Origin of the sequence: Myroides sp. C1519 (genome assembly GCF_038039755.1) — a bacterium.
Taxonomy (GTDB): domain Bacteria; phylum Bacteroidota; class Bacteroidia; order Flavobacteriales; family Flavobacteriaceae; genus Flavobacterium; species Flavobacterium phaeum_A.
Map to the genome: position 1 here is coordinate 120,431 of NZ_JBBPHM010000006.1, position 24,940 is coordinate 145,370.

Here is a 24,940-nt window from a genome sequence, read left to right on the forward strand (position 1 = left end):
TTGAAAATGGGAAGTGAAAAAAATCAAGAAATCGTTAAAAATGTTTTTACGAAGTTCTTAGAAGACAGAGGGCATCGTAAGACTCCTGAGAGGTATGCTATTCTACAAGAAATTTATGATAGTGAAGATCATTTTGATATAGAATCTCTTTACATCAAAATGAAAAATAAAAACTATAGAGTTAGTAGAGCTACCCTTTACAATACTATTGAAATATTGCTTGAATGTGGATTGGTTAGAAGACACCAATTTGGTCAAAACCAAGCACATTATGAGAAATCATATTTTGACAAACAACACGATCATATTATTTTAACTGATACAGGTGAAGTAATTGAATTTTGCGATCCTCGTATTCAGACGATCAAAAAAACGATCGAAGAGATCTTTAATATAGATATCCATAATCACTCTCTTTACTTCTATGGTTCAAGAAAGAATCCGGAAGCTGAAGCTGAGAAAAAGGAAAACAACTAAAAATAAAACAATTTAACAACACAAATAATGACAGTAGACTTACTACTAGGCCTGCAATGGGGCGATGAAGGAAAAGGTAAAATCGTTGATGTACTTACTTCTAAATACGACATTATTGCTCGCTTTCAAGGTGGACCAAATGCTGGACACACTTTAGAATTTGATGGTATCAAACACGTACTACGCACTATCCCGTCGGGTATTTTCCATAAAAATTCTATGAACATCATCGGAAACGGTGTTGTAATTGATCCAGTGGTATTTATAAAAGAAATTGAAGGACTTGAAAAATTTAATATTGATATCTACTCAAGATTATTGATTTCAAGAAAAGCTCACCTTATTTTACCTACTCACCGTTTACTTGATGCTGCATCTGAAGCTGCAAAGGGGAAAGCTAAAATCGGTTCTACATTAAAAGGAATTGGTCCTACTTATATGGACAAAACTGGTAGAAACGGTGTAAGAGTTGGTGATATTGAATTAGCTGATTTTAAAGAGCGTTACCGCGCTTTAGCTGACAAACACGAAGCAATGATTAAGTTCCACGATGTGGATTTACAATATAATCTTGCTGAATTAGAAGAGGAATTTTTCACTTCTGTTGAACAACTTAAAAAATTAACTTTCATCGATAGCGAGAACTACGTTAGTACTGCTTTAAAAGATGGAAAATCAATATTAGCAGAAGGAGCTCAAGGGTCTTTACTTGACGTTGACTTTGGTACTTACCCATTTGTTACTTCTTCTACTACTACTGCTGCTGGTGCGTGTACTGGTTTAGGAGTTCCTCCAAACAAAGTGAAAAACGTATTCGGTATTTTCAAAGCATACACTACAAGAGTTGGTAGCGGACCATTCCCTACTGAGTTAAGCGACGAAATCGGAGCTACTATGGCTAATGTAGGTCGTGAGTTTGGATCAGTTACAGGTCGTGCAAGACGTTGTGGTTGGTTAGACTTAGTTGCTTTAAAATATGCAGTTGAAGTTAATGGTGTTACTGAATTGTATATGATGAAAGCTGACGTGCTTTCTGGTTTTGAAACTTTAAAAATCTGTACTGCGTACAAATATAAAGGAGAAGAAATCGATCATTTACCTTACAACATCGAACCAGAAAACGTTGAGCCAATCTATACTGAAGTAAAAGGATGGAAAGCTGACTTAACTGGAATGACTTCTTACGAGGAATTACCTTCAGAATTAAAAGAATACATCACGTTCATTGAAAAAGAACTTAATGTGCCTATTAAAATTGTATCTGTTGGTCCTGATAGAACGCAAACAATCGTTAAATAATACACTAAAACACTTCTTCGGAAGTGTTTTTTTTATCTTTTTACTTTCCTAAATATAATTTATTCTTAACTAAAATCTTTGTTCACATTTTTTACTTAAATTTGACAAAAATATATCGACTTGAGAGCAATACATTATTCTGTAATTTTTATACTTTTCACGTTACTTAGTTTTAGTCAAGACAAAAAAAAAATCATCATACATCACGCTGATTATTCAGACATTAACCAACAGGTTTTACCCGATGCGGTAATTCTAACGGGGAATATTTCTGCGGAACACGATGGTTTAAATATGACGTGTAACAAAGCATACTACTTCGAAAAAGAAAACTACCTTAAACTTTTTGGTGATGTACACATTGTCCAAGGAGATACCTTGACGATGAATAGTAAATACGCTGAGTATAATGGAGTCAATGGATTTGCTTATGCACAAGGTGATGTACTTTTAACTTCTCCTGACTCTACTATGGAAACAGATACTTTGAAGTATGACCGTTTTCAGAATTTAGTATTTTACGATTCTCACGCTGTGATTAACAACAAAGGGAATGTCTTAGAGAGCCAACGTGGAAAATATTTCACGGAAGAAAAGAAGTTTCAATTCTTCACTGCTGTTACAATTACTTCTGAACAAGGAACTGTAGTTAAATCAAATCACTTAGACTTTTATGAAGTACCTGAACACGCCTATGTTTATGGTCCGTCAACGGTAACTAATAAAGGGGATTACATTTATACTGAAAATGGTTTCTACGATGTTAAAAGTGACATCGGAAAAATGGTAAAGAACTCGTATATATGGTACGATCAGCGAAAAATAGCTGGTGATTCAATTTATTATGCGAAACAAAAAGATTATGCTTCTGCTACAAATAATGTAGTTATTACGGATACAATCAATAAAGCTAAGATTACAGGGCATTATGCCGAACTATACAAAGCTCAAGATTCGATGTATGTTACAAAGAAAGCTTTAGTTAGTATGAAATCGCAAGAAGGAGATTCTGTGTATATGCACGCTCCTCGAATTTTATTGACAGGAAAAGATAAAGAGAGAGTAATTCGTGCTTATAAAGATGCTCGAATTTTTAGAGATAGTATGAGTGGTAAGGCTGATTCTATTCATTGGAATGAAAAAATTGGACTGACACAAATGATTGGAAAACCTGTATTATGGAACGGAGAAACACAATTAACAGGTCGATTAATTCATATGCTGAGCAATATGCAAACTGAGCAAATGGATTCAATTAAGGTGATAGACAATGCTTTTGCTATTCAAAAAGATTCCATAGGCACTGGATATAATCAACTGAAAGGTGTTAACTTATATGGTAAGTTTAAAGAAAATAAACTTTCTGAACTTGACTTGATTAAAAATGCCGAAATCATTTACTATATGTATAATGATAAAGATGAGTTAGTAGGAATTGACAAAGGTATTTGTAGTCATATAAACGTGACTTTTGACGATGGTAAAATTGCCACTGCTACGAAGTTCGTAGCTCCGTCAAGTGATTTATATCCTGACGCACTACTACCTAAAAGTGCAAGATTACTAAGAGATTTCCTTTGGAGAGGAGATGAAAAAATCAACTCTTTGGACGATATATTTACTGATGAAGAACTCTTAAATGAAAAGAAAACAGAAAAGGAAAGAGATGATAAAAAAGCAGGATTTGACAAACCGTTAGAACTGCAACCAGAAACAATGTCTACTTCCTCTTCTCATACAAAAGAAAAGAAAGTAGAAAAGAAAAAGGAAGAAAGGGTACCTACTCCTCTTCAAATTCAAAATAACACTGCACCTGCTAAACAGTTACAACAAAGCGCAAAAAAAGCACAAGTGCAAAAGATTACAAAATAGACAATAAAAGAATCAAAATAATGAAAGAAGATTTTTTTAAATACCAAGCTCAGACATCACCGAATCCTTTAGCTATGCAAGTATCATACGCAAAAGGTTCATACATATACGACAATAATAATAAAGCTTACTTAGACTTTGTAGCAGGCGTATCTGCTTGTACCCTTGGACATCAAAACCCAAAGGTTAATCAAGCAATTAAAGACCAATTGGATAAATACTCTCACGTAATGGTTTACGGTGAGTATATTCAAGACCCAGCTGTTGAGTTTTGTAAAATACTAGCAGAGAACATCCCTGCTCCGCTTAATAAAACATACTTAGTAAATTCAGGTACTGAGGCAACTGAGGGAGCCTTAAAACTTGCGAAAAGAGTAACTGGTAGAAGCCAACTTATCTCTTGTTTTAACGCTTACCACGGAAACACGATGGGATCAATGAGTGTAATGGGTTTTGAAGAACGCAAACGCGCTTTCCGCCCCCTATTACCAGATGTTGATTTCATTCACTTCAACTGTGTGGAAGATTTAGAAAAGATAACCACTAAAACGGCAGGTATCATTCTTGAAACAATTCAAGGTGGTGCAGGTTTTGTTGAACCGTTTGACGGATTCTTAACTAAGGTTAAAAAGCGTTGTGAAGAAGTTGGTGCTTTGATGATTGTCGATGAGATTCAACCTGGTTTTGGTAGAACGGGGAAATTATTCGGTTTCCAAAATTACGATGTTGTTCCTGACGTAATCGTTATGGGTAAAGGTATGGGAGGTGGAATGCCTGTTGGTGCTTTTACTGCGAGTGATAAACACATGGATATGTTATATGACAATCCGAAGTTTGGACATATCACTACTTTCGGTGGTCACCCTGTGATTGCAGCAGCGTCTTTAGCAACGTTAAAAGAGTTAGTTGAAACAGACTTAATGGCGCAAACACTTGAAAAAGAAAAGCTGTTTAGAGAGTTGTTGGTTCACCCATTAATTACAGATATTAGAGGTCGCGGACTGATGTTAGCACCGATGACATTGAGCGCAGATATTACAAATCGCGTAATTATGAAATGTCAAGAAAAAGGATTAATCTTATTCTGGTTGTTATTTGAAGGAAAAGCAATTCGTATTACTCCACCATTAACAGTTTCAGAAGACGAAATAAAAGAAGGATGTGCTATGATTATTGAAGCACTGAATGAAGTACAAAAAGAATTAGGATTATAATTTCTAATTTACAAACACATATTATTATATGCATTTAAATAACGACGAAGAAGAAAATAAATTATCTCTTTCTCGTTTTGAGTCAATGCTTAAAACCAACAAGGTTTTATTTTTTGACTCTGAAGAATTTGAGAACATCATTTTGCATTATCTCGATTCCGGGAAATTGAATTTAGCAAAAAAGGCTCTTAAATTAGGATTAGAGCAACATCCTAACTCTACTGGTTTAAAATTAGTAGAGGTAGAATTATTATTATTTCAGAATAAGCTTGAAGCGGCAGATAGATTGTTAAATGAGATCGAAATACTCGATCCACAAAACGAAGAAGTATTTATTCAACGTGCAACGGTTTATTCTAAAAAAGGCAACCACTTAGAGGCTATTGAGTCTTTGAAAAAAGCTTTAGAACTAACAGAGGACTTAGCAGATGTTTATTCTCTATTAGGAATGGAGTACCTACTGGTAGATGATATTGAAAAGGCAAAAGAAAACTTTATCTTGTGTTTAGAAAACGATGAAGAGGACCAATCTGCTTTATACAATGTTGTGTACTGTTTTGATTTTTTAAGTGAAAATGAAGAAGCTATTACCTTTTTAACTGCATTTATTGATAGAAATCCATATAGTGAAATCGCTTGGCACCAGTTGGGAAGACAGTATTTCACAATTAAAAACTACAAGAAAGCAGAATGGGCATTTGACTATGCTACGTTAATTGACGAGGAGTTTGTAGGTGCATACTTAGAAAAAGGAAAAACACTTGAGAAGTTAAACAAGTTTGAAGATGCTATTACAAATTACTTAGTGACTTTAGAATTAGATGATGCTACTTCTTTTGTGCTAATGCGCATTGGAGCTTGTTATGAAAAACTGAATAACTATACGCAGGCTTATCAGTTTTACAAAAGATCAGTACACGAAGATCCAATGCTTGACAAAGGTTGGATAGCACTAACTGACTTGTGTATATTAGAAGAAAACTATGACAAGGCATTGTTCTATGTTCAAAAAGCAATTCAGATTGACGAGTTTAATGAGAGATATTGGATACGTTATGCTATTTTAAACAAAAGTTTATTGAATTTTTCTGAAGCTGAACGCGGTTATAAAATAGCAGCCGAACTCGGAAATTACATTGTTGAGAATTGGACAGGTTGGGCAGATGTATTATATCTTTTAGGGGAATATGAGTCATCAATTCAAAAGTTATTACAAATAGCAGACTTTCACCCTGAAGAAGCAGACATCGACTACAGATTAGCCGTTGTTTACTTTACAATTCACGATATTGACAGAGGAACAGAGTACTTAACTACGGCCTTGAACAAAGACTTTGACAAGAGAACAATCATTCAGACGTTCTTCCCTACTCAATGGGAAAACCCTCTTGTTCAAAATATAATTAAGAAATTTGAAACTAAATAAAGCTATTCTTTTGAATAGCTTTTTTTCTTATATTCATACTCAAATTTCAAAGGATGTTTTACTTCACTAATCCTTCGATTAAAAACTACTAACTAAAATGACTAAACGCTACGGATTAATTGGAAAAAATATTGATTATTCTTTTTCAAGAGCCTACTTTGCAGAAAAATTTGATAAGAAAAAAGACAGTAATAGTACTTATGAGAATTTTGATATTGAGAAAATAAGTCTGTTTTCTGACATAATCGAAGCTAATAAAAATATTACTGGCTTAAATGTAACGATACCTTATAAACAATCAATCATTCCTTATTTAGACAGTTTGAGTAAGAAAGCTAAAAAAATAGGAGCTGTAAATACAATTCAGATCACTAAAAAAGGTAAATTAAAAGGATATAACACTGATTGGTATGGTTTCTATCACTCAATTAAGCCTTTGTTGAAAAACAGCCATAAAAAAGCTTTAATTCTTGGTACTGGTGGCGCAAGTAGAGCTATTGAATATGCTTTAAATAAACTTGGTATAAAATTTCAATTTGTAAGTAGAACGGCCAGTGAAGATAGTTTAGCTTATAAAGATTTAAATAAAGAAATTTTAGCTGATCATACAATTCTTATAAATACGACTCCCGTTGGCACATATCCAAATATTGAGCAATATCCTGAAGTACCAATGGAATTTGTAACAGAAAAACATATTGTTTACGACTTAATTTATAATCCAGAAGAAACAATGCTAATGAAATTGGCTAAAGAAAAGGGAGCAACAGTAAAGAATGGTTATGAAATGTTGGTACTGCAAGCAGAGAAAGCCTACAAAATTTGGAACAGACCGTTCTCCAGGGATTAAGAGTTAAATAAAAAACGTTATTAATCTTATAGTACAAAAAGGGGTTTATTCATTTTTTTTTATTAAATTTGAGAAGGTGTCATATATATCGCACTTTATATTTATTGTTTAACTAAAGAGTTTTCACAAATGTTAGAACAAAAGAATGATAACCTGCAGGAGCAAGCAGATGGACAAAAACCGGAATCAAATTTAAGTGAGGTTGTCCCAACTGATAAAGAAAAAGCTCTCGATTCCATCAATGCTTCTAATGCTGAAGAAGGAGAGGATTTAGCTTTACACGAACAAGTAGATATTCCAACCATAAACTATGAAAAGTTGGATATGGAAAAGTTAACGCACGAACTTCACAAATTAGTCAAACATCACAAGGTAACAGCTATCAAAGACATTGCTGAAGAAATCAAAAAAGAATTCTTTCGCAAGTATAATGAGTTGTTAGAAGAGAAAAAAGAGACTTTCTTGGAAGAGAATCCTGATGCCTCTGAAGCTGACTTCGACTACCACTTACCTATTAAGGTTGAGTTTGATAAAGAATATGACGAGTTTAGAACGTTGAAAAATGCATACTACAAGCAATTACAAAACAATCTAAATACAAATCTGGATAAACGCCTTGAGATCATTGATAAACTAAAGAATTTAGTTGAAAACAGTGAACAAGGAGCAGATGCGCTAAAACAATTAGCAGAATTAAGAGATGCGTGGAAATCTGCAGGACCAATTCCTAAAGATAAATATAACCACGTATGGAACAACTATCACTTCCAAATTGAGAGATTTTACGATCAACTTCACTTAGATAGAGAATCAAGAGATTTAGACTTCAAATATAACTTAGAACAAAAGCAAAAGTTAATTACAAGAGCTCAAGAATTACTATCTGCCAATGATGTAATTAAAGCTTTTAGAGAATTACAAACATTGCACCGTATTTGGAAAGAAGAAATTGGCCCTGTTGACAGAGAAGTTAGAGAACAAATTTGGGAGCAGTTTAGCGACATTACAAAACAACTACACGACAAAAGAGAACTGCTATTTGATAAATTACGCGTGGTAGAAAAAGAGAACTTGAACTTAAAAGTTGCTATCATTAGTGAAATTGATCAATTGTCTAAACAAAAGATTAGTAACCACAATATTTGGCAAAAAGAGATTAAACGCGTTGAAGAATTAAGACAACGCTTCTTCTCTATCGGTAAGGTACCAATTGAAAATAATGAAGCTGTTTGGGATTTATTTAAGTTAGCTACAAGAAATTTTAATAGTAGTAAAAACGCTTTCTATAAAGAACTTAAAAGAGATCAACAAGACAACTACGCAAAAAAAGTTGCCTTAATTGAAAAAGCTAATGAATTAAAAGATAGCGAAGATTTTGATAGAGTTACTCCTATCATGAAAAAGATTCAAGACGATTGGAAGCTTATTGGACACGTACCTCGTAAACATTCAGACCAATTATGGAAAGAGTTTAAAGAGGCTTGTAATTCTTACTTTGACCGCTTACACTCTATTAAGAATAGCGAAATGCAAGAAGAACAAGAAGTTTACAATAGAAAGAAAGAATATTTAGACTTGATGAAAGGTTTTCAATTATCTGGAGATCATAAAACAGATCTTGCAGAGATTAAAAATCATATCAACAATTGGAAAAGCCTTGGCCGTGTTGCGCAAAACAAACGCTTTATTGAAGGTAAGTTTAATAAAATACTTGATGTTCTATTTGACAAGCTAAGTATGAGTAAACGTGAAACTGAAGCTGTTAAATTTAATAATCGTTTAGAGTCTATTTTAGAATCTAATGACAAAAGAAAACTTCAAAATGAAGCTGTATTTATTCAACGTAAGATAGATGAAGTTAATTCTAACATCTTACAATTAGAGAACAACTTAGCATATATTCAAAACCCAACAAATGACAATCCATTTGTAAAAGAAGTAAATAAAAACATTGAAAAACATAGAGATGATCTAAAGATCTGGGAAGATAAATTAAATCAAATCAGAGAAATGGATAACGAATAGTAAAAAAAGGAACAAATAATTATTTGTTCCTTTTTTATTACTTCTCTCTTTTATAAATAAGAAAAGCCCAATGAATTAAATTCATTGGGCTTTTCTATCTATTGATAATCTTATAAGACTATTTAGTTTTAGCTTCTAATGCTTTTAATTTATCGTTCATTTCTAATGCACGATAAATATTTTTCAAAGTAGTTACAGCTGAATCATTTTCTGGATTAATAGAAATAACTTTTTCTAAGTCATTCATTGCATCCTTATAAATAGCGTGTTTTTTCTTTTGTAATGCATCATATTTCTTATTATCAGCAGCAGAAAGACCTAAACTATTCATTTGATTAGTAATGTCTTGATCTGGCTGCAATTTTAAGAAAGCCATGTTTAAATAAGCATTCTCAGACTTTGGATTTACACGAATAGCATCTTCGTAATATTTACGTGCTTGTTCGTATTTACCTGCTTGAAAACTTGTAACTCCTAAATTGTATAACAATACATCATCATTAGGATTTTTAGATAAAGCTTCTTTTGCTAATTCCTCATATTTACCCATATTATTAGACTTTAAGTATAAGTCCATATGCGTTAATAATAAGTTCATATCATTTGGATTACTTCTTCTTGCTTCTGCAACAGCTTTTTCAGCTTCATCATATTTACCTTCTTGATAATAGATTAAAGCAAGATTTTTTACGATTTCAGGTCTTTTAGACTCCTCTTTTACAAACTTAGGATCCGTGTGAGTTCCTTGTTTTACCATTAAGTCACGCATTTTAGAATCTTTCCCAAAGCTTTGTACTTGTCCTGAAGTTTTTTCAACTGCAGTATAGTATGATTCACTTCCGTCGTATCCTAAATCAATTAACTTTTTATAGTTTTTAATTGCAGTCTCGTAATCTTTAGAGTTAATAGCCGTAGATGCAGCATAGTATAAATATACTGTATCTTTAGGATTTAATTCATAAGCTTGTGTAAAACGTCTTGTAGCACCTTTATAATTTTTAGAACCATTGTCTTCAATTGCTTTACCAACAACTTTAGTTCCTACTGTAGTAATCTCTTCATTAGCTAACTTAACGATTTTACTTCCTTTATTAGATTCAAATTCGTTTAGTTTACGGAAAGATTCAATGATTGCATCAACATTGTTATCTACATCTACATCTTTTTGAATCTGAGCAAATGCTAAATTCCCTTGAAGACCATAGTATTGTGCTTTCTCAGCAGCAGAAGCATTTCCTAAAACTGCCTCAACAGCTTTCAATGCAGCTTTTGCTTCAACAACATTACCTTTCTTAACAGCTTTTTCAGCGTCTTTAAGTTCTTTTTTTTGAGCCATTGTTAACCCTGATACCATCAAAGCTGACAATAAGTAAACATAACCTTTATTCATATTTATATAGTTTTTTCTACTTTCTATTCTAAAGTTTCACCTGTTGTATCGTCTGTTGTATTCTCAGTATCAATATCTAAAATAATATTTCCATCTTCATCTAAGTTTACATTTTCAATCTCTTCGTCATCTTCACGCATTACTTTACAAACAGCAGCAATTGAATCGTTATCTTTGATATTAATCAATCTAACTCCTTGTGTAGCACGCCCCATAACTCTAAGATCAGATACTCTCATACGGATAGTTAAACCTGATTTATTAATAATCATCAAGTCGTCCATATCTGTAACAGAATTAATAGATACTAACAAACCTGTTTTATCTGTGATATTCATTGTTTTCACACCTTTACCACCACGGTTTGTTTCTCTATATTCATCCAATGCAGAACGTTTTCCATAACCATTTTCAGAAACTACAAGAATTTCACTATCCAAGTCACTTACAGATACCATTCCGATTACCTCGTCTTTCTCATCTGCTAATGTAATACCACGAACTCCAGATGCTGTTCTACCCATTGGACGAGTTTTCTCTTCGTCAAAACGAACTAATTTACCTGATTTTAAAGCAAGTAATACTTTACTCTTACCATCCGTTAATTTAGCTTCTAATAGTTCATCATCTTCTTTGATCGTAATTGCATTAATACCATTTTGACGTGGACGAGAATATTGCTCTAAAGGAGTCTTTTTAACTTGACCTTGTTTAGTAGCCATAATCACAAAGTGATTGTTGATGTACTCTTCGTCTTTTAAGTCTTGTGTACAGATAAATGCTTTTACTTTATCATCGTTCTCGATATTAATCAAGTTCTGAATAGCACGTCCTTTACTTGTTTTTGTACCTTCTGGAATTTCATAAACTCTCATCCAGTAACATTTACCTTTTTGTGTAAAGAACAACATATATTGGTGGTTTGTAGCAACATACATATGCTCTAAGAAATCTTGGTCTCTTGTACCTGCAGATTTTTGTCCTACTCCCCCTCTATTTTGTGTTTTATACTCTGATAACGGCGTTCTCTTAACATAACCAGCGTGAGAAATAGTAATTACTACTTGCTCATCAGCGATTAAGTCAGTGATACTTACATCACCTCCTGCATATTCAATTACAGAACGACGCTCATCACCAAACTTCTCTTTTACTTCAATTAACTCCTCTTTAATCAAGTTCATTCTTAGCTCTTTACTTGCTAACAACTCTCTTAAATGATTAATTAACTTCATGATTTCATCATATTCAGCACGCAATTTGTCTTGCTCCAGTCCTGTTAATTGACGTAGACGCATTTCAACAATTGCTTTTGCTTGAATTTCAGATAAAGCAAAACGCTCAATTAATTTAGCTCTTGCTTCATCAGCATTGTTTGAAGAACGAATTAATGCAATTACTTCATCAATATTATCAGAAGCAATGATCAAACCTTCTAAAATATGTGCTCTTTCTTCCGCTTTTCTCAACTCGAATTGCGTACGACGAGTAACAACATCGTGTCTATGTTCAACGAAATGATAGATTAATTCTTTTAGATCTAACATTTGTGGTCGTCCATTAACCAAAGCAATGTTATTTACACTGAAAGATGATTGTAATTGAGTGTATTTGTAAAGCGTATTCAATACAATGTTAGGCACTGCATCACGCTTTAAAACGTAAACAATACGCATACCGTTACGGTCAGACTCATCACGGATAGTAGCAATCCCTTCAATCTTCTTATCATTAATAGCTTCAGCAGTTTTCTTAATCATTTCTGCTTTATTCACTTGATAAGGGATCTCAGTAACCACAATACTTTCTCTTCCGTCAACTTCTTCAAAACTTGCTTTAGCACGCATTACAACACGTCCACGACCAGTTTTGAAAGCTTCACGAACTCCTTCGTAACCATAAATAATACCTCCTGTTGGGAAATCTGGAGCTTTAATATAGTTCATTAGCTCATCAATTTCTATATCGTTATTATCGATATAAGCCAATGTACCATCAATAACCTCAGATAAGTTGTGAGGTGCCATATTAGTAGCCATACCTACTGCAATACCTGAAGCACCGTTAACCAATAAGTTTGGAATACGTGTTGGCATTACTCTTGGTTCCTCTAAAGTGTCGTCAAAGTTTAATTGAAAGTCAACAGTTTCTTTGTCAATATCAGCAAGAATCTCTTCAGACATCTTCTTCATTCTTGCCTCTGTATAACGCATTGCCGCTGGACTATCGCCATCCACAGATCCAAAGTTACCTTGCCCATCAACAAGTAAATAACGCATACTCCAATCCTGAGCCATACGCACCATAGCATCGTATACTGAGGTATCTCCATGTGGGTGATATTTACCTAAAACTTCTCCTACAATTCTCGCAGATTTCTTATGAGCTCGATTAGACATTACGCCTAATTCATACATTCCAAATAATACTCTTCGATGAACAGGTTTTAAGCCATCTCTAACATCAGGAAGAGCTCTGGAAACAATAACTGACATCGAGTAATCGATATAGGCAGATTTCATTTGCTCCTCTATGTTAATAGGAATTAACTTTTCTCCTTCAGACATAAGTATATAAAATTAAAATTGTCAATTATTAAACGCGCTAATATACGTTTTTTATAGGTTTAATACACGTTTTCACTTAAGTATTTCATTTGATTTTTTAAGTTTTAAAATCATTTTTACAGAATAACTTACATCTATCAAATATTTTTTAAAAAACCTCTTAACAAGTTTTTTTATTAAGATTTTTTTTTGTCAATTAGCTACTGTCATGTTTAATTGTATGGGTACGCTTTTTGCACCTATCAAGACAATTATTGATTATTCACCTAATTTATATTAAAAATGGACGATAATTTTTCACAAGAAGTAAAAGATGTGATTTCTTATAGTAAAGACGAGGCATTAAGACTTGGCCACGACTTTATCGGTACTGAACACTTATTACTTGGACTATTAAGAGTTGAGCATGGTGAAGCATCTACTATTTTACACAATTTAGATATAGATATAGATTTTCTACGACATAAAATAGAATCTTTAAACCCAGCATCTCCAAGCAAAGAGCTCTTAAATAACAAAGCTGCTCTGCACCTTACGAAGCAAGCTGAACGTGCTCTTAGATTAACATACTTAGAAGTTAAACTATTTAAAAATGAAGAGATTAACACTGTTCATTTACTTCTTTGTATTCTTAAAAACAGCGATGATCCTTCTACGCAAGTTTTAAACAAAATGAAGGTTGATTATGAGGCTATTAAACAAGAGTATTTAAACTTTCAAGATACAGATAAAACGGATGCCGATGACATCTTTGATTCTCCAAAAGCAGAAACTTTTGAAGAACCAGGACAAAATGACAGCAAAAACTCTGACAAAAATGACAGTTCAAATACTAAAACTGCAAAAAGAACTAAAACTCCTGTTTTAGATAATTTCGGCCGTGATTTAACTGAAATGGCTGAAAATGGGAAACTTGACCCCGTTGTTGGTCGTGATAAAGAAATTGAACGCGTTTCTCAAATCTTGAGTAGACGTAAGAAAAACAACCCTCTTTTAATCGGAGAACCTGGAGTGGGTAAATCAGCTATTGCTGAAGGACTTGCTTTGCGCATTGTACAAAAGAAAGTTTCACGTATTCTGTTTAACAAAAGAGTTGTTACGCTTGATTTAGCAAGCTTAGTGGCTGGTACTAAATACAGAGGTCAGTTTGAAGAGCGTATGAAAGCTGTGATGAACGAGCTTGAAAAGAATGATGATATTATTCTGTTCATTGATGAAATTCACACTATCGTTGGGGCTGGTGGTGCTACTGGTTCTCTTGACGCTTCTAACATGTTTAAACCTGCTCTTGCAAGAGGAGAAATCCAATGTGTGGGTGCAACTACGTTAGACGAATTTAGACAACATATAGAGAAAGATGGTGCGCTTGAACGTCGTTTCCAAAAAGTGATTGTTGAACCAACTTCTGTTGATGAAACAATTATCATTTTGAACAACATTAAAGATAAATATGAAAGCCACCATAATGTTACTTATACTCCTGAAGCTATTGAGGCTTGTGTGAAGTTAACTAACAGATATATGAGTGATCGCTTCTTACCAGACAAGGCTATTGACGCTTTAGACGAAGTAGGTTCTCGTGTGCATATTACCAACATAAACGTTCCTGAAAACATTGTTGAACTTGAGCAAAAACTTGAGCAAGTGAAAGAGGAAAAGAACGAGATGGTGAAAAAGCAAAAATACGAAGAAGCGGCGCGTTTAAGAGATGATGAGAAAAAGTATGAAAAGGAACTTGAAATAGCTCAGGAAAACTGGGAAAGCGATGTTAAAAACAACCGTATTGTAGTTACTGAAGATGATGTAGCTGATGTGGTTTCAATAATGACAAGTATTCCTGTAAATAGAATTGCGGAAAAAGAAATAACTAAATTAGCAAATTTACCTCAGTTAATTAAAGGTAAAGTAATTGGCCAAAACGAGGCGGTTGAAAAGATTGCTAAAGCTATTCAACGCAATAGAGCTGGCTTAAAAGATCCTAACAGACCTATTGGTTCGTTCATTTTCTTAGGACAAACAGGTGTAGGTAAAACACAATTAGCGAAAGTTATTGCTAAAGAAATGTTTGACTCTGAAGATGCACTAATCCGTATCGATATGAGTGAGTACATGGAGAAATTTGCGGTTTCAAGATTAGTTGGAGCGCCTCCAGGATACGTAGGTTACGAAGAAGGTGGTCAATTAACTGAAAAAATCAGAAGAAAACCTTATAGTGTTATTCTATTTGATGAAATTGAAAAAGCACATCCAGATATATTTAATATGTTGCTTCAAGTTCTTGATGACGGACATTTAACAGATAGTTTAGGGCGTAAGGTTGATTTTAGAAACACAATCATCATTATGACTTCAAACATTGGAGCACGTCAGTTAAAAGACTTCGGTCAAGGGGTTGGTTTTGGAACTACAGCTAAGAAAGAACAATCTGAGGCTCATTCTAAATCAATCATTGAAAATGCACTTAAAAAAGCATTTGCTCCTGAGTTCTTAAACCGTATTGATGATATTATCGTATTCAATGCACTTGAGAAAAAAGATATTGATTTAATTATAGATATCGAATTGGTGAAGTTGTATGCAAGAATTGAAGATTTAGGTTACAAGATCACTTTAAGTACTGAAGCGAAAGACTTTATTGCTGAAAAAGGTTTTGACAAACAATATGGTGCTCGACCTTTAAAAAGAGCTATTCAAAAATACATTGAAGACCCTCTTGCAGAAGACATCGTTAATTCTAAAATTACCACTGGTGATTCAATAGAAATGGTTCTTAATGAGGAAAAAACTCAACTTGAAATAAAAGTTAACTCTTCAGAGAGTACTTCTAAATAATAAGAAAAAATCCCAACCTGTTAGTAGGTTGGGATTTTTTCTTATACAAATATTTTATTACGTTTAATGCTACAATACTTTTAATCGTAACTTAAACATATTAGACATAAAAAAAAAGGAAGCACACTGGTTTACCTCCTTTTTTATGTCTATAATTTATCTATTTACTACTCTTATTTGCACGTTGCAAATGAATTAACTTCACATATTTCATATACGAAAAAAAAGCCTGGATCATGGCAATAGTCAATCCATCGATTCCATTTAAAAATCCTTTCTTAAAAAAATAACATCTTATAAATGCAACTAAACCATTTAAAATTGGCTTTCCTCCATTAATGCGTTTTCCTTTATCAAAAAGCTGTTGAGCGTGCCAAGTTGAATATTGATTCTTCTTTGCTATAATTTGTTCATAAGAACTCCATCCGTAGTGTAAAATATGCACATTAACTTTAACTTCATTTGTAGTCAAAATTTTCTGATGAACCATATCACTTGAAGGTGTAGCTGTCTGTTTATTAAAGAATCTAACTTTTGAGTCTGGATACCATCCAGAAAAATCAATCAACTTACTTCCTAAATAATTCTTTACTCTAAAACTATAACTATCATATTTCTGAGATAAATACTTTCCTTCCAACACAAAAGATATTGCATCTTTGTCTAAATATTCATCTGCATCTAAGTTCATTATCCAATCATTTTTACAAAATTGTAGACCATAAACTCTTTGAGGACCATCTCCTAAATATGCTTGTAAAAATACTTTTGCACCATTTTCTTTTGCAATTTCAACGGTACGATCAGAACTATTTGAATCAATTACAATTACTTCATCACATACCTGAAACAATTCCTTTACGCATTTTTCGATATTTTTCTCTTCATTAAAAGTAATAACCAATCCACTAATTGCCATGCTTGAATCCTGTTTAAAATAAAGTTGTAAATATAACACATAAACCATTCTTAATTAAAAATAATTATTTGCAATTTTTTTTCATTCCCATATAAAAGCATTATATTTAAAATACTACATTCGCATTAGAATTATTATATATGTTAGACAAAGTTATTGTTGGTAGTGAAGAATGGTGTTCTTTTTCTACCTTAAATATCCCCGCTATTAAAGCAAGAGTGGATTCAGGTGCTAAAACGTCAGCTTTACACGCTGTAAATATTACACCTTTTGAGAAAGATGGAGAAAAGTGGGTTAAGTTTGATGTTAATCCTCTTCAACACAATGGTAAAACTATCATTCACTGTGAAGCTAAGGTTATAGACAAAAGAATTGTCAAGAGTTCAAGTGGTTCAAGAGAATCTCGTTTTGTAATTAAAACAGAAATCTCTATTGCAGATAACTCTTGGGAAATCGAATTGACTCTTACAAATAGAGATTCAATGGGATATCGTATGCTATTAGGACGTGAAGCAATGGGTGGTCGTGTACTTGTAGATCCAGAACAACACTTCTTATTAGGACAACCTACTACAGAAAAATTAGAAGAATATTATACAAAACCTAAAACAGAGAAAAAAGGGTTGCGTATTGGTTTATTAGCAAGTAATCCAGAATTATATAGCAACAAACGAATTATTGAAGCTGGGGAATTAAGAGGACACGAAATGCACTTCTTAAATCTAAAGTATTGCTATATGAAGTTAGATGCTAACCAACCTGAAATTCACTATAGAGGTGGGCGTATTTTAAATGATTTTGATGCTGTAATTCCGCGTATTAGACCAAGTATGACTTACTATGGTTGTGCACTTACAAGACATTTTGAATCGTTAAAAGTATATAGCTTAAACAATGCTGCTGCCATTGCGCAATCACGTGATAAGTTATTCTCGCTTCAATTATTATTAAACAATGGTATTGACATTCCTACTACGGGATTTGCTAACTCACCGTTAGATACTAATGACTTAATTAAAATGGTTGGTGGTAGTCCGCTTATCGTTAAATTATTAGAGGGTACGCAAGGTAAAGGAGTAGTACTTGCAGAAACTAAGAAAGCAGCAGAAAGTGTGATTAATGCCTTTAAAAGCTTAAATGCTAATATCCTTGTTCAAGAGTTTATCAAAGAAGCAAATGGAAAGGATATCAGATGTTTTGTAATCGATGGTAAAGTTGTAGCTGCAATTCAACGTGAAGCTGTTCCTGGTGAATTTAGAGCTAATATTCACTTAGGTGGTACTGCATCTATTATTAAAGTAACACCTGAAGAGAAAAAAATAGCTATTAAGGCTGCTAAAGCGATGAACTTAAAAGTAGCTGGTGTAGATATTATCCGATCAGCAAAAGGTCCTCTTTTATTAGAAGTTAACTCATCTCCTGGTTTAGAAGGAATTGAAGGAGCTACAAATAAAGATATTGCATCAGAAATGATTAAAGCGATAGAGAAACAAGTAAAATGGTAAGTGGTGGCAATTGCTGCCACTTTCTGTTTAAACTAAAAACTAAATAATATGAACCCATCTACATCTGGTTGGATTAAGAAATATTTTGAAAAACACGACAGCTTTAATATCTTCCAAAGTAACGATTACGAACAAGTAAGTCAGTCTATAAGAACAATAGGCTTTAGTTTTGGCGCTATAGATATAAACGAGCTACCTCCTGCTTTCCAAAACTTTAAATACACACAAGAAGAACTTGCTAAGGTTTGTTATTTACAGCTTTTAGAAAAAGTGTATTACATTAAATACCCAGAAAGTAATCATGATGACTTCATCGCTAAGTTGATTTCTTTTTATCAACTTCTCATTCCTCATAAAGACAATATTTTTACTTCATTTTTTAGTGATAAGAATCCTTACTCTCAATTAGAAAGTATTTTTACCCTTAGAATGAAAGATCATTTCTTTTCACAATCAAAAAACAATGATTTTGTATTGAATATGATTTTACTTTCTATTGATATTTTAGCTTTTGAAGCTTTTGTAAATAAAGATTCTAATCCTAATATTTATAGTAGCTATATGGCGGAAAGCCTTACGACCATCATCACTCTTTTTAAAGAACAAAAAGACACGAGAAATGATGCAGATAACAAGCTTATTGATTTCTTACAAAAAACAATGAATACTGCAACTATAGAGGAAAGACAGAAATATCCTTCTCCTTTAGAAGTAAACTTTATCTCAGACTTTGTTATTTGTAATTCGTGGAATAACGACACAAAAGAATTAATTATTCCTTCTTATATTAGAGAATTGTATATCTCATTTACTGATAAAAAGGAAGAATTAGAAGAAAGTAAAAGTTGTTTTTTAGAATTTGTAGCCAAAAGAAATAATGACTACTATTATTTAAGATCAAGTAACTTATTTGACAATGTAGTAGAAAACTCGTCAAGTTATATCAGAACTTTACTAATAAGAAATAAAGATAGAATAGTAAAAGAGTTCCAAAAAAATACACAGCTTACAAAACTTGTGATGGACTCTACGCATAGAGATTTGAGTACAGAAGAGAAAAAAATGGTTAAAAAACAAACGATTGAAATCATTAAAACCATTCCTTCTCTTGCTATATTCTTATTACCAGGAGGTACTATACTCCTACCGATAATATTAAAATTTATACCTTCATTATTGCCTTCATCTTTCAATGAAAATTTAGACGATAATTAGATTTTTTTAAAACGAAGTTGATATACTTCATCTAAGTCTTGATTATTAGTTACGTTAACTTCTAAATCAGTAACATAACCTGAGTTAAGTCCATATACCCAACCGTGTATGCTTAACTCTTGTTTTCTCGCCCATGCAGCTTGTACAATAGACGTTTTTGCTAAATCGTAAACTTGCTCGTGAACATTTAGTTCTACAAAGCGATTAAAGCGAACTGTTTCATCTTCGATTTGATCTAACTCGACATTATGCAAGCGATAAACCGTTTTTATATGACGAATCCAGTTATCTAACAATCCGTAAGATTCGTTTTTCATTGCTGCTAATACTCCACCACATCCGTAGTGACCACAAACAATGATGTTCTTAACCTTTAAAATATTGACAGCATAATCGAGCACACTTAACATATTCATGTCTGAGTGAATAACCATATTTGCAATATTTCTATGTACAAATACATCTCCTGGCTCTGCACCTATTATTTCATTAGCGGGAACCCTGCTATCAGAACATCCAATCCATAATAACGGTGGTGTTTGACGTTCACAAAGTCTCTTGAAATAATTCGGATTTAAAGAGAGCTTCTCTTCTACCCAAGCTTTATTATTATCAAGAATCTTTTTATAAAACTCGTTATGCTTCAAAATTATATAATTACTTATTGATAAACATTTCTTTTACGAAATCAACCTCTCCAGTTTCAACCTTATAAAAAGCGCCTACAATACCAATCTCTCCACCATCATACATATCTTTCAATACTGAACTTTTGTTCAAAATATGGTCAATTGTGTACTCTACATTATGAAAAGCCACTAAATCAACAGCTTCTTTAGATTTAATATCTTTCTCTGGATGTGTTTCCTTTACATGTGCAATTGAAGGCTCTACTTTAGCTAACAAATCTGTTAAATGTCCTAATTTAGTCCCGTTACATGCTCCTGTAATTGCTCCACAATGAGAGTGTCCTAAAACAACAATCAATTTAGAACCTGCTAACTTACAAGCAAACTCCATCGATCCTATGATATCATCATTTAATACGTTTCCAGCAATTCTTGTACTGAAAATATCACCAAGTCCTTGATCAAAAATCAACTCAGCAGAAGTACGACTATCAATACAACTTAAAATTATAGCAAAAGGAAACTGATTTCCCTTCGTATCATTAACTTGTTCTAATAAGTTACTATGTGCTTTGAGATTAGCCACAAACCTTTTATTTCCTTCTTTCAAAAAATCTAATGCTAATTCAGGTGTCAATGACTTTTGGTCTTCTACGTTATGTAATCTCATGTATTCTGTTTTTAAGGTATATAAATACGTGGGCAAATGTAGCAAAAAATCCACCCTTAAATAAGATACTGATAATTTTTATTGGTATTTTTAACGATTAAACAAAAAAAAAGCCTATTTAGTAACTTTAATACAATCCTACTTTCAAGGTTAACTAAATATAACACAGTTATTTTTTCGATTGTGATAATATAGTAATCGTTAACATAAATATAAATATCAAAAATATTTGCTTTGATTATAAAATAGTTAATACATTTGCATCACAAAATAACAGGAGGAAGAATTTGTACTGATTGCAACCTCGGTAAAAAATGCTAAAGCAGAATCTTATACTTTCCCTTTAGCCATTTCCTCTATTTTTAAATTCATAAAAAATAAAACATTATGGCTTATTACTTCACATCTGAGTCTGTAAGTGAAGGACATCCAGATAAAATTGCAGATCAAATTTCTGATGCATTAATTGACAACTTTTTAGCTTTTGACGAAGAGTCTAAAGTAGCTTGTGAAACATTAGTTACTACAGGTCAAGTAGTTCTTGCTGGAGAAGTAAAATCAAAAACATATTTAGACGTACAACAAATCGCTCGTGATGTAATCAAACGAATTGGTTACACGAAAAGTGAATATATGTTCGAGGCTAATTCTTGTGGTATCTTATCTGCTATTCACGAACAATCTGCTGATATCAATCAAGGGGTAGATCGTGGAAACAAAGAAGACCAAGGAGCTGGTGACCAAGGAATGATGTTTGGTTACGCTACAAAAGAAACAGAAGACTATATGCCATTGGCGTTAGACTTGTCACACAAATTATTACAAGAGCTTGCGGCTATTCGTAGAGAAAATACAGAAGTTACTTATTTAAGACCTGATGCTAAAAGTCAGATTACTCTTGAATATGATGATAACAACAATCCTGTTCGTATTGTAACAATTGTACTTTCAACGCAACATGATGACTTCATCAAGCCTGAAAACGATACTTTAGAAGCTAAATTACAAGCTGAAAAAGAAATGCAAGCTAAGATTGAAAAAGATATCAAAGAAATCTTAATCCCTCGTATTTTAGCTAAATACCCTCAATACCAATACTTGTTTGAGAATGCTGAAGAAATTGAGCACTTAATCAATCCAACTGGAGTATTCGTTATTGGTGGTCCTCACGGAGATACAGGATTAACAGGTAGAAAAATCATTGTAGATACATATGGTGGTAAAGGTGCTCACGGTGGTGGTGCATTCTCAGGAAAAGATCCAAGTAAAGTTGACCGTAGTGCTGCTTATGCTACAAGACACATTGCTAAAAACTTAGTTGCTGCTGGTGTAGCTGATGAAGTTTTAGTACAAGTTTCTTACGCAATCGGTGTTGCTAAACCAACTGGATTATACATTAATACGTATGGTACAAGTAATGTAAACTTAACGGATGGTGAAATTGCTCAAAAAGTAAGTGAACTATTTGACTTAAGACCTTACTTTATTGAAAAGAACTTAAAGTTAAGAAACCCTATCTATAGTGAAACTGCTGCTTACGGACATATGGGACGTAAACCACAAATAGTACAAAAAGTTTTCACAAGACCTGGTGGAGAAACTAAGGAAATTGAAGTTGAATTATTCACTTGGGAAAAATTAGACCGAGTTGAAGATATTCAAAATAAATTCAATTTATAATATACAAAAGAGAGTTACTTAAAAGTAACTCTCTTTTTTTATCACGAAACTATCCAGTCTATCTACTTTATATAGATTATTTCACTAATTACAGCTTAAATAGCTCCCCGTAAATAGACTTATATTCGACCACTAACTTTTACAAAAATAGGTCATAATAAAAAAGGAAAAGGGATGTAATACAATGTATTACATCCCTTTTCCTTTTTTATATAGTCTAAATATTCAACACTAAGACTTAATAGTATCTAAACTTTCAAATTCTGAATTCTGTGACTTAAACTCTGGAACAATAGATTTCAATTGTTTAACCAAACTTAATGCATTTACATGCTCTTCACCGTGACCTACATTTGCACATAATGTTTCTAAAGCACCTTTAACAAATACTAAATCTTGATTACTAACTTTAGCAATCATAATCTTATCATGATGCGTTTTAACAGTGTTCTCGTTATTTGCTAACAACTCCTCGAAAATCTTCTCTCCAGGGCGTAAACCAGTTATCTTAATATCTATGTCATCAGGATAACTATACCCACTCAAACGAATCATACGTTTTGCTAAATCGAATATCTTCATCGATTGTCCCATATCAAAGACAAAAATCTCACCTCCTTGTCCCATTACTGATGCCTCTAATACCAATTGACATGCTTCAGGAATCGTCATAAAATAACGTGTAATATCAGGATGTGTTACAGTCAATGGTCCTCCAGCATCAATTTGTCTTTTAAACAATGGAATCACAGATCCATTTGATCCTAAAACATTACCAAAACGAGTAACAATAAAGTTTGTCTTACCATTATCTCTTAAACATGTTACATACAATTCAGCAGCACGTTTTGTAGCTCCCATAACATTTGTAGGATTAACAGCCTTATCAGTAGAAACCATTACAAACTTAGAAACTCCGTACTTCACAGACAAATCTGCTATAACTTTAGTACCTTTTATATTAGTATGAATAGCCTCATAAGGAAAAGCCTCCATCAAAGGAACATGCTTATAAGCAGCAGCATGATAAACCATATTAGGTTTATACAACTCAAAAATACTATCCATCTTTTGCTCATCTCTTATATTTCCAACAATATAAGTAATATCATCTTTTTTATCAGACTCCATTGTTTGTTGAACATCATATAATGGAGATTCAGCATGATCAATAAGAATTAACTTATCAAAGTTCAATTGAGCAATCTGTCTTGCAATCTCACTACCAATAGAACCTGCAGCACCTGTAATTACAACTACCTTTCCCGTAATCTCATTAGCTACAACAGGATTATCAAGTCGAATTGCCTTACGTCCTAATAAATCATCGATCTTTAATTCCTTAATTTGCTTATTCGTATAAGCACCATTTAACCAATCCGTTGCTGGTGGAATAATTTTTAATTTTACGGGTAACTTTTCTAAAACCTCCGAAATAGCATTTAATCGTTCACGATTAATATTTTGAATAGAAATAATAATTTCATCTATTCTATGTGAAGTAACAAAATCTTCATCAATAATATTTGGAGCATAAACTTTATACCCTCCAATTCTATTACCAACCTTACCATTATTGTCATCTATAAATCCTACAATCTGAGTTCTAACTTTTGTATCTGATTGCAGAGCTCCTACTGTAATAATTCCAGAATCACCAGCCCCATAAATCATAACGCGTTTATGATTCCTTACATCCAAAATATAGGTTCTATAGAATTGACTATAAAACAACCTCGCTAAGATCATCATTGCCGAAGTCAGGGATAAATGAAGTAAAATAAAAGAATAAGAATATCTTAAGAAATCTTCTAATTCAGTTCCAAACAAACCATTGCGTTGTAAAGAACTTGTTATAGTCAATAATATTGAAGCAAATAAACAAGAAAGAAATATAGTTTCAATATCCTTAATACTTGTCTGCCTAATTACTCCTTTAAAAGGTTTAAAAAATATAAAACTAATTATATAACAAAGTAATACAACTGGAATTCTCAATAGCATAATTTCTATTGAGAAATTTCCAAAAAAATTAGTTAAGAAAAGGCTTGATACAAAATAAGTAAATATTACAATTAATAAATCAATAGTAAAAATAATACCTCTTGGCGTATCCCTTTTCAACTGTCTCTTCAGAGCATTTTTCATAGTAATTTAATCCTTAAAAAGTGTAGTTAACTTTAACATACAAATATAAAGTTAAAAATTAGATTGGTTTCTAAATTCACTATAAAAAACAGTGTTTTCACCCAATAATACAGTGTTAAAATCCCTTCTTTAAAATAATGTTCAAAGAATAAAAAATATAATTTAAACTCCTTCAGTTTAGAGCAAAAAAAATCCCCAACCTCATAGAGATTGGGGATTCAA

Annotated in this window: 17 protein-coding genes; 11 read left to right on the plus strand and 6 right to left on the minus strand. The window is 32.7% G+C overall.

Annotated elements, in window-relative coordinates:
* The first annotated feature begins 6 nt into the window (after positions 1 to 6).
* From AABL81_RS05505 to AABL81_RS05535, 7 genes are all read left to right on the plus strand, one after another.
* Complete coding sequence (locus AABL81_RS05505; RefSeq protein ID WP_090410024.1) at positions 7 to 477, plus strand: Fur family transcriptional regulator; 471 nt, start codon at positions 7 to 9, stop codon at positions 475 to 477.
* A 27-nt stretch (positions 478 to 504) separates the two neighbouring features.
* Positions 505 to 1,776, plus strand: a complete 1,272-nt coding sequence (locus tag AABL81_RS05510; RefSeq protein ID WP_341340528.1) for an adenylosuccinate synthase — start codon at positions 505 to 507, stop codon at positions 1,774 to 1,776.
* A gap of 120 nt (positions 1,777 to 1,896) precedes the next feature.
* Positions 1,897 to 3,648: an OstA-like protein gene (locus AABL81_RS05515; protein WP_158211244.1), complete on the plus strand. Its 1,752-nt coding sequence runs from the start codon at positions 1,897 to 1,899 to the stop codon at positions 3,646 to 3,648.
* Between the two features lie 20 nt (positions 3,649 to 3,668).
* Positions 3,669 to 4,862, plus strand: a complete 1,194-nt coding sequence (locus AABL81_RS05520) for an aspartate aminotransferase family protein (protein WP_158211245.1) — start codon at positions 3,669 to 3,671, stop codon at positions 4,860 to 4,862.
* Between the two features lie 28 nt (positions 4,863 to 4,890).
* Complete coding sequence (locus AABL81_RS05525; RefSeq protein WP_341340529.1) at positions 4,891 to 6,288, plus strand: tetratricopeptide repeat protein; 1,398 nt, start codon at positions 4,891 to 4,893, stop codon at positions 6,286 to 6,288.
* Between the two features lie 97 nt (positions 6,289 to 6,385).
* A complete protein-coding gene (locus AABL81_RS05530; RefSeq protein ID WP_158211247.1) occupies positions 6,386 to 7,138 on the plus strand; it encodes a shikimate dehydrogenase family protein in 753 nt (250 codons plus the stop codon).
* 129 nt (positions 7,139 to 7,267) lie between these two features.
* Positions 7,268 to 9,163: a DUF349 domain-containing protein gene (locus AABL81_RS05535; RefSeq protein WP_341340530.1), complete on the plus strand. Its 1,896-nt coding sequence runs from the start codon at positions 7,268 to 7,270 to the stop codon at positions 9,161 to 9,163.
* Positions 9,164 to 9,281: 118 nt separating this feature from the next.
* Here the strand turns inward: AABL81_RS05535 and AABL81_RS05540 are convergent, their stop codons facing one another.
* Positions 9,282 to 10,553, minus strand: coding sequence for a tetratricopeptide repeat protein (locus tag AABL81_RS05540; protein WP_341340531.1), 1,272 nt, complete (start codon positions 10,551 to 10,553; stop codon positions 9,282 to 9,284).
* Between the two features lie 23 nt (positions 10,554 to 10,576).
* Entirely contained in the window at positions 10,577 to 13,120 is a 2,544-nt protein-coding gene (gene gyrA, locus AABL81_RS05545; RefSeq protein WP_341340532.1) for a DNA gyrase subunit A, read from the minus strand.
* A gap of 282 nt (positions 13,121 to 13,402) precedes the next feature.
* Between gyrA and AABL81_RS05550 the strand changes: the two genes are divergently transcribed.
* The gene (locus AABL81_RS05550; protein WP_341340533.1) at positions 13,403 to 15,952 is read left to right on the plus strand and encodes an ATP-dependent Clp protease ATP-binding subunit; all 2,550 of its coding nucleotides are present in this window, start codon (positions 13,403 to 13,405) and stop codon (positions 15,950 to 15,952) included.
* Positions 15,953 to 16,112: 160 nt separating this feature from the next.
* Here the strand turns inward: AABL81_RS05550 and AABL81_RS05555 are convergent, their stop codons facing one another.
* On the minus strand, positions 16,113 to 16,871 hold the full coding sequence (locus tag AABL81_RS05555) for a glycosyltransferase family 2 protein (RefSeq protein WP_341340534.1): 759 nt from the start codon (positions 16,869 to 16,871) through the stop codon (positions 16,113 to 16,115).
* A gap of 140 nt (positions 16,872 to 17,011) precedes the next feature.
* Here AABL81_RS05555 and rimK point away from each other — a divergent pair, with 140 nt between their 5' ends.
* Both rimK and AABL81_RS05565 read left to right on the plus strand, forming a co-directional pair.
* Positions 17,012 to 18,376, plus strand: a complete 1,365-nt coding sequence (gene rimK / locus AABL81_RS05560; protein WP_158211252.1) for a 30S ribosomal protein S6--L-glutamate ligase — start codon at positions 17,012 to 17,014, stop codon at positions 18,374 to 18,376.
* Between the two features lie 48 nt (positions 18,377 to 18,424).
* Positions 18,425 to 19,591 (plus strand): LETM1-related biofilm-associated protein, encoded by a 1,167-nt coding sequence (locus AABL81_RS05565; protein WP_341340535.1) that lies wholly within the window; start codon positions 18,425 to 18,427, stop codon positions 19,589 to 19,591.
* Here the strand turns inward: AABL81_RS05565 and can are convergent.
* Both can and AABL81_RS05575 read right to left on the minus strand, forming a co-directional pair.
* Positions 19,588 to 20,238 (minus strand): carbonate dehydratase, encoded by a 651-nt coding sequence (gene can, locus AABL81_RS05570; RefSeq protein WP_158211254.1) that lies wholly within the window; start codon positions 20,236 to 20,238, stop codon positions 19,588 to 19,590. The genes AABL81_RS05565 and can overlap by 4 nt on opposite strands.
* A gap of 10 nt (positions 20,239 to 20,248) precedes the next feature.
* Complete coding sequence (locus AABL81_RS05575; RefSeq protein WP_158211255.1) at positions 20,249 to 20,890, minus strand: carbonic anhydrase family protein; 642 nt, start codon at positions 20,888 to 20,890, stop codon at positions 20,249 to 20,251.
* 387 nt (positions 20,891 to 21,277) lie between these two features.
* Between AABL81_RS05575 and metK the strand changes: the two genes are divergently transcribed.
* On the plus strand, positions 21,278 to 22,570 hold the full coding sequence (metK, locus tag AABL81_RS05580; protein ID WP_158211256.1) for a methionine adenosyltransferase: 1,293 nt from the start codon (positions 21,278 to 21,280) through the stop codon (positions 22,568 to 22,570).
* Between the two features lie 231 nt (positions 22,571 to 22,801).
* On the opposite strand, the gene AABL81_RS05585 is transcribed toward metK, so the two are convergent.
* Positions 22,802 to 24,718: a polysaccharide biosynthesis protein gene (locus AABL81_RS05585; RefSeq protein WP_341340536.1), complete on the minus strand. Its 1,917-nt coding sequence runs from the start codon at positions 24,716 to 24,718 to the stop codon at positions 22,802 to 22,804.
* Positions 24,719 to 24,940 lie beyond the last annotated feature (222 nt).

What these genes read in the sequence shown, in the direction of transcription:
- AABL81_RS05505 (WP_090410024.1), top strand. Translation starts at nt 7, where the DNA reads ATGGGAAGTGAAAAAAATCAAGAAATCGTTAAAAATGTTTTTACGAAG.
- AABL81_RS05510 (WP_341340528.1), top strand. Translation starts at nt 505, where the DNA reads ATGACAGTAGACTTACTACTAGGCCTGCAATGGGGCGATGAAGGAAAA.
- AABL81_RS05520 (WP_158211245.1), top strand. Translation starts at nt 3,669, where the DNA reads ATGAAAGAAGATTTTTTTAAATACCAAGCTCAGACATCACCGAATCCT.
- AABL81_RS05525 (WP_341340529.1), top strand. Translation starts at nt 4,891, where the DNA reads ATGCATTTAAATAACGACGAAGAAGAAAATAAATTATCTCTTTCTCGT.
- AABL81_RS05530 (WP_158211247.1), top strand. Translation starts at nt 6,386, where the DNA reads ATGACTAAACGCTACGGATTAATTGGAAAAAATATTGATTATTCTTTT.
- AABL81_RS05535 (WP_341340530.1), top strand. Translation starts at nt 7,268, where the DNA reads ATGTTAGAACAAAAGAATGATAACCTGCAGGAGCAAGCAGATGGACAA.
- AABL81_RS05540 (WP_341340531.1), bottom strand. Translation starts at nt 10,553, where the DNA reads ATGAATAAAGGTTATGTTTACTTATTGTCAGCTTTGATGGTATCAGGG.
- gyrA (WP_341340532.1), bottom strand. Translation starts at nt 13,120, where the DNA reads ATGTCTGAAGGAGAAAAGTTAATTCCTATTAACATAGAGGAGCAAATG.
- AABL81_RS05550 (WP_341340533.1), top strand. Translation starts at nt 13,403, where the DNA reads ATGGACGATAATTTTTCACAAGAAGTAAAAGATGTGATTTCTTATAGT.
- AABL81_RS05555 (WP_341340534.1), bottom strand. Translation starts at nt 16,871, where the DNA reads ATGGCAATTAGTGGATTGGTTATTACTTTTAATGAAGAGAAAAATATC.
- rimK (WP_158211252.1), top strand. Translation starts at nt 17,012, where the DNA reads ATGTTAGACAAAGTTATTGTTGGTAGTGAAGAATGGTGTTCTTTTTCT.
- AABL81_RS05565 (WP_341340535.1), top strand. Translation starts at nt 18,425, where the DNA reads ATGAACCCATCTACATCTGGTTGGATTAAGAAATATTTTGAAAAACAC.
- AABL81_RS05575 (WP_158211255.1), bottom strand. Translation starts at nt 20,890, where the DNA reads ATGAGATTACATAACGTAGAAGACCAAAAGTCATTGACACCTGAATTA.
- metK (WP_158211256.1), top strand. Translation starts at nt 21,278, where the DNA reads ATGGCTTATTACTTCACATCTGAGTCTGTAAGTGAAGGACATCCAGAT.
- AABL81_RS05585 (WP_341340536.1), bottom strand. Translation starts at nt 24,718, where the DNA reads ATGAAAAATGCTCTGAAGAGACAGTTGAAAAGGGATACGCCAAGAGGT.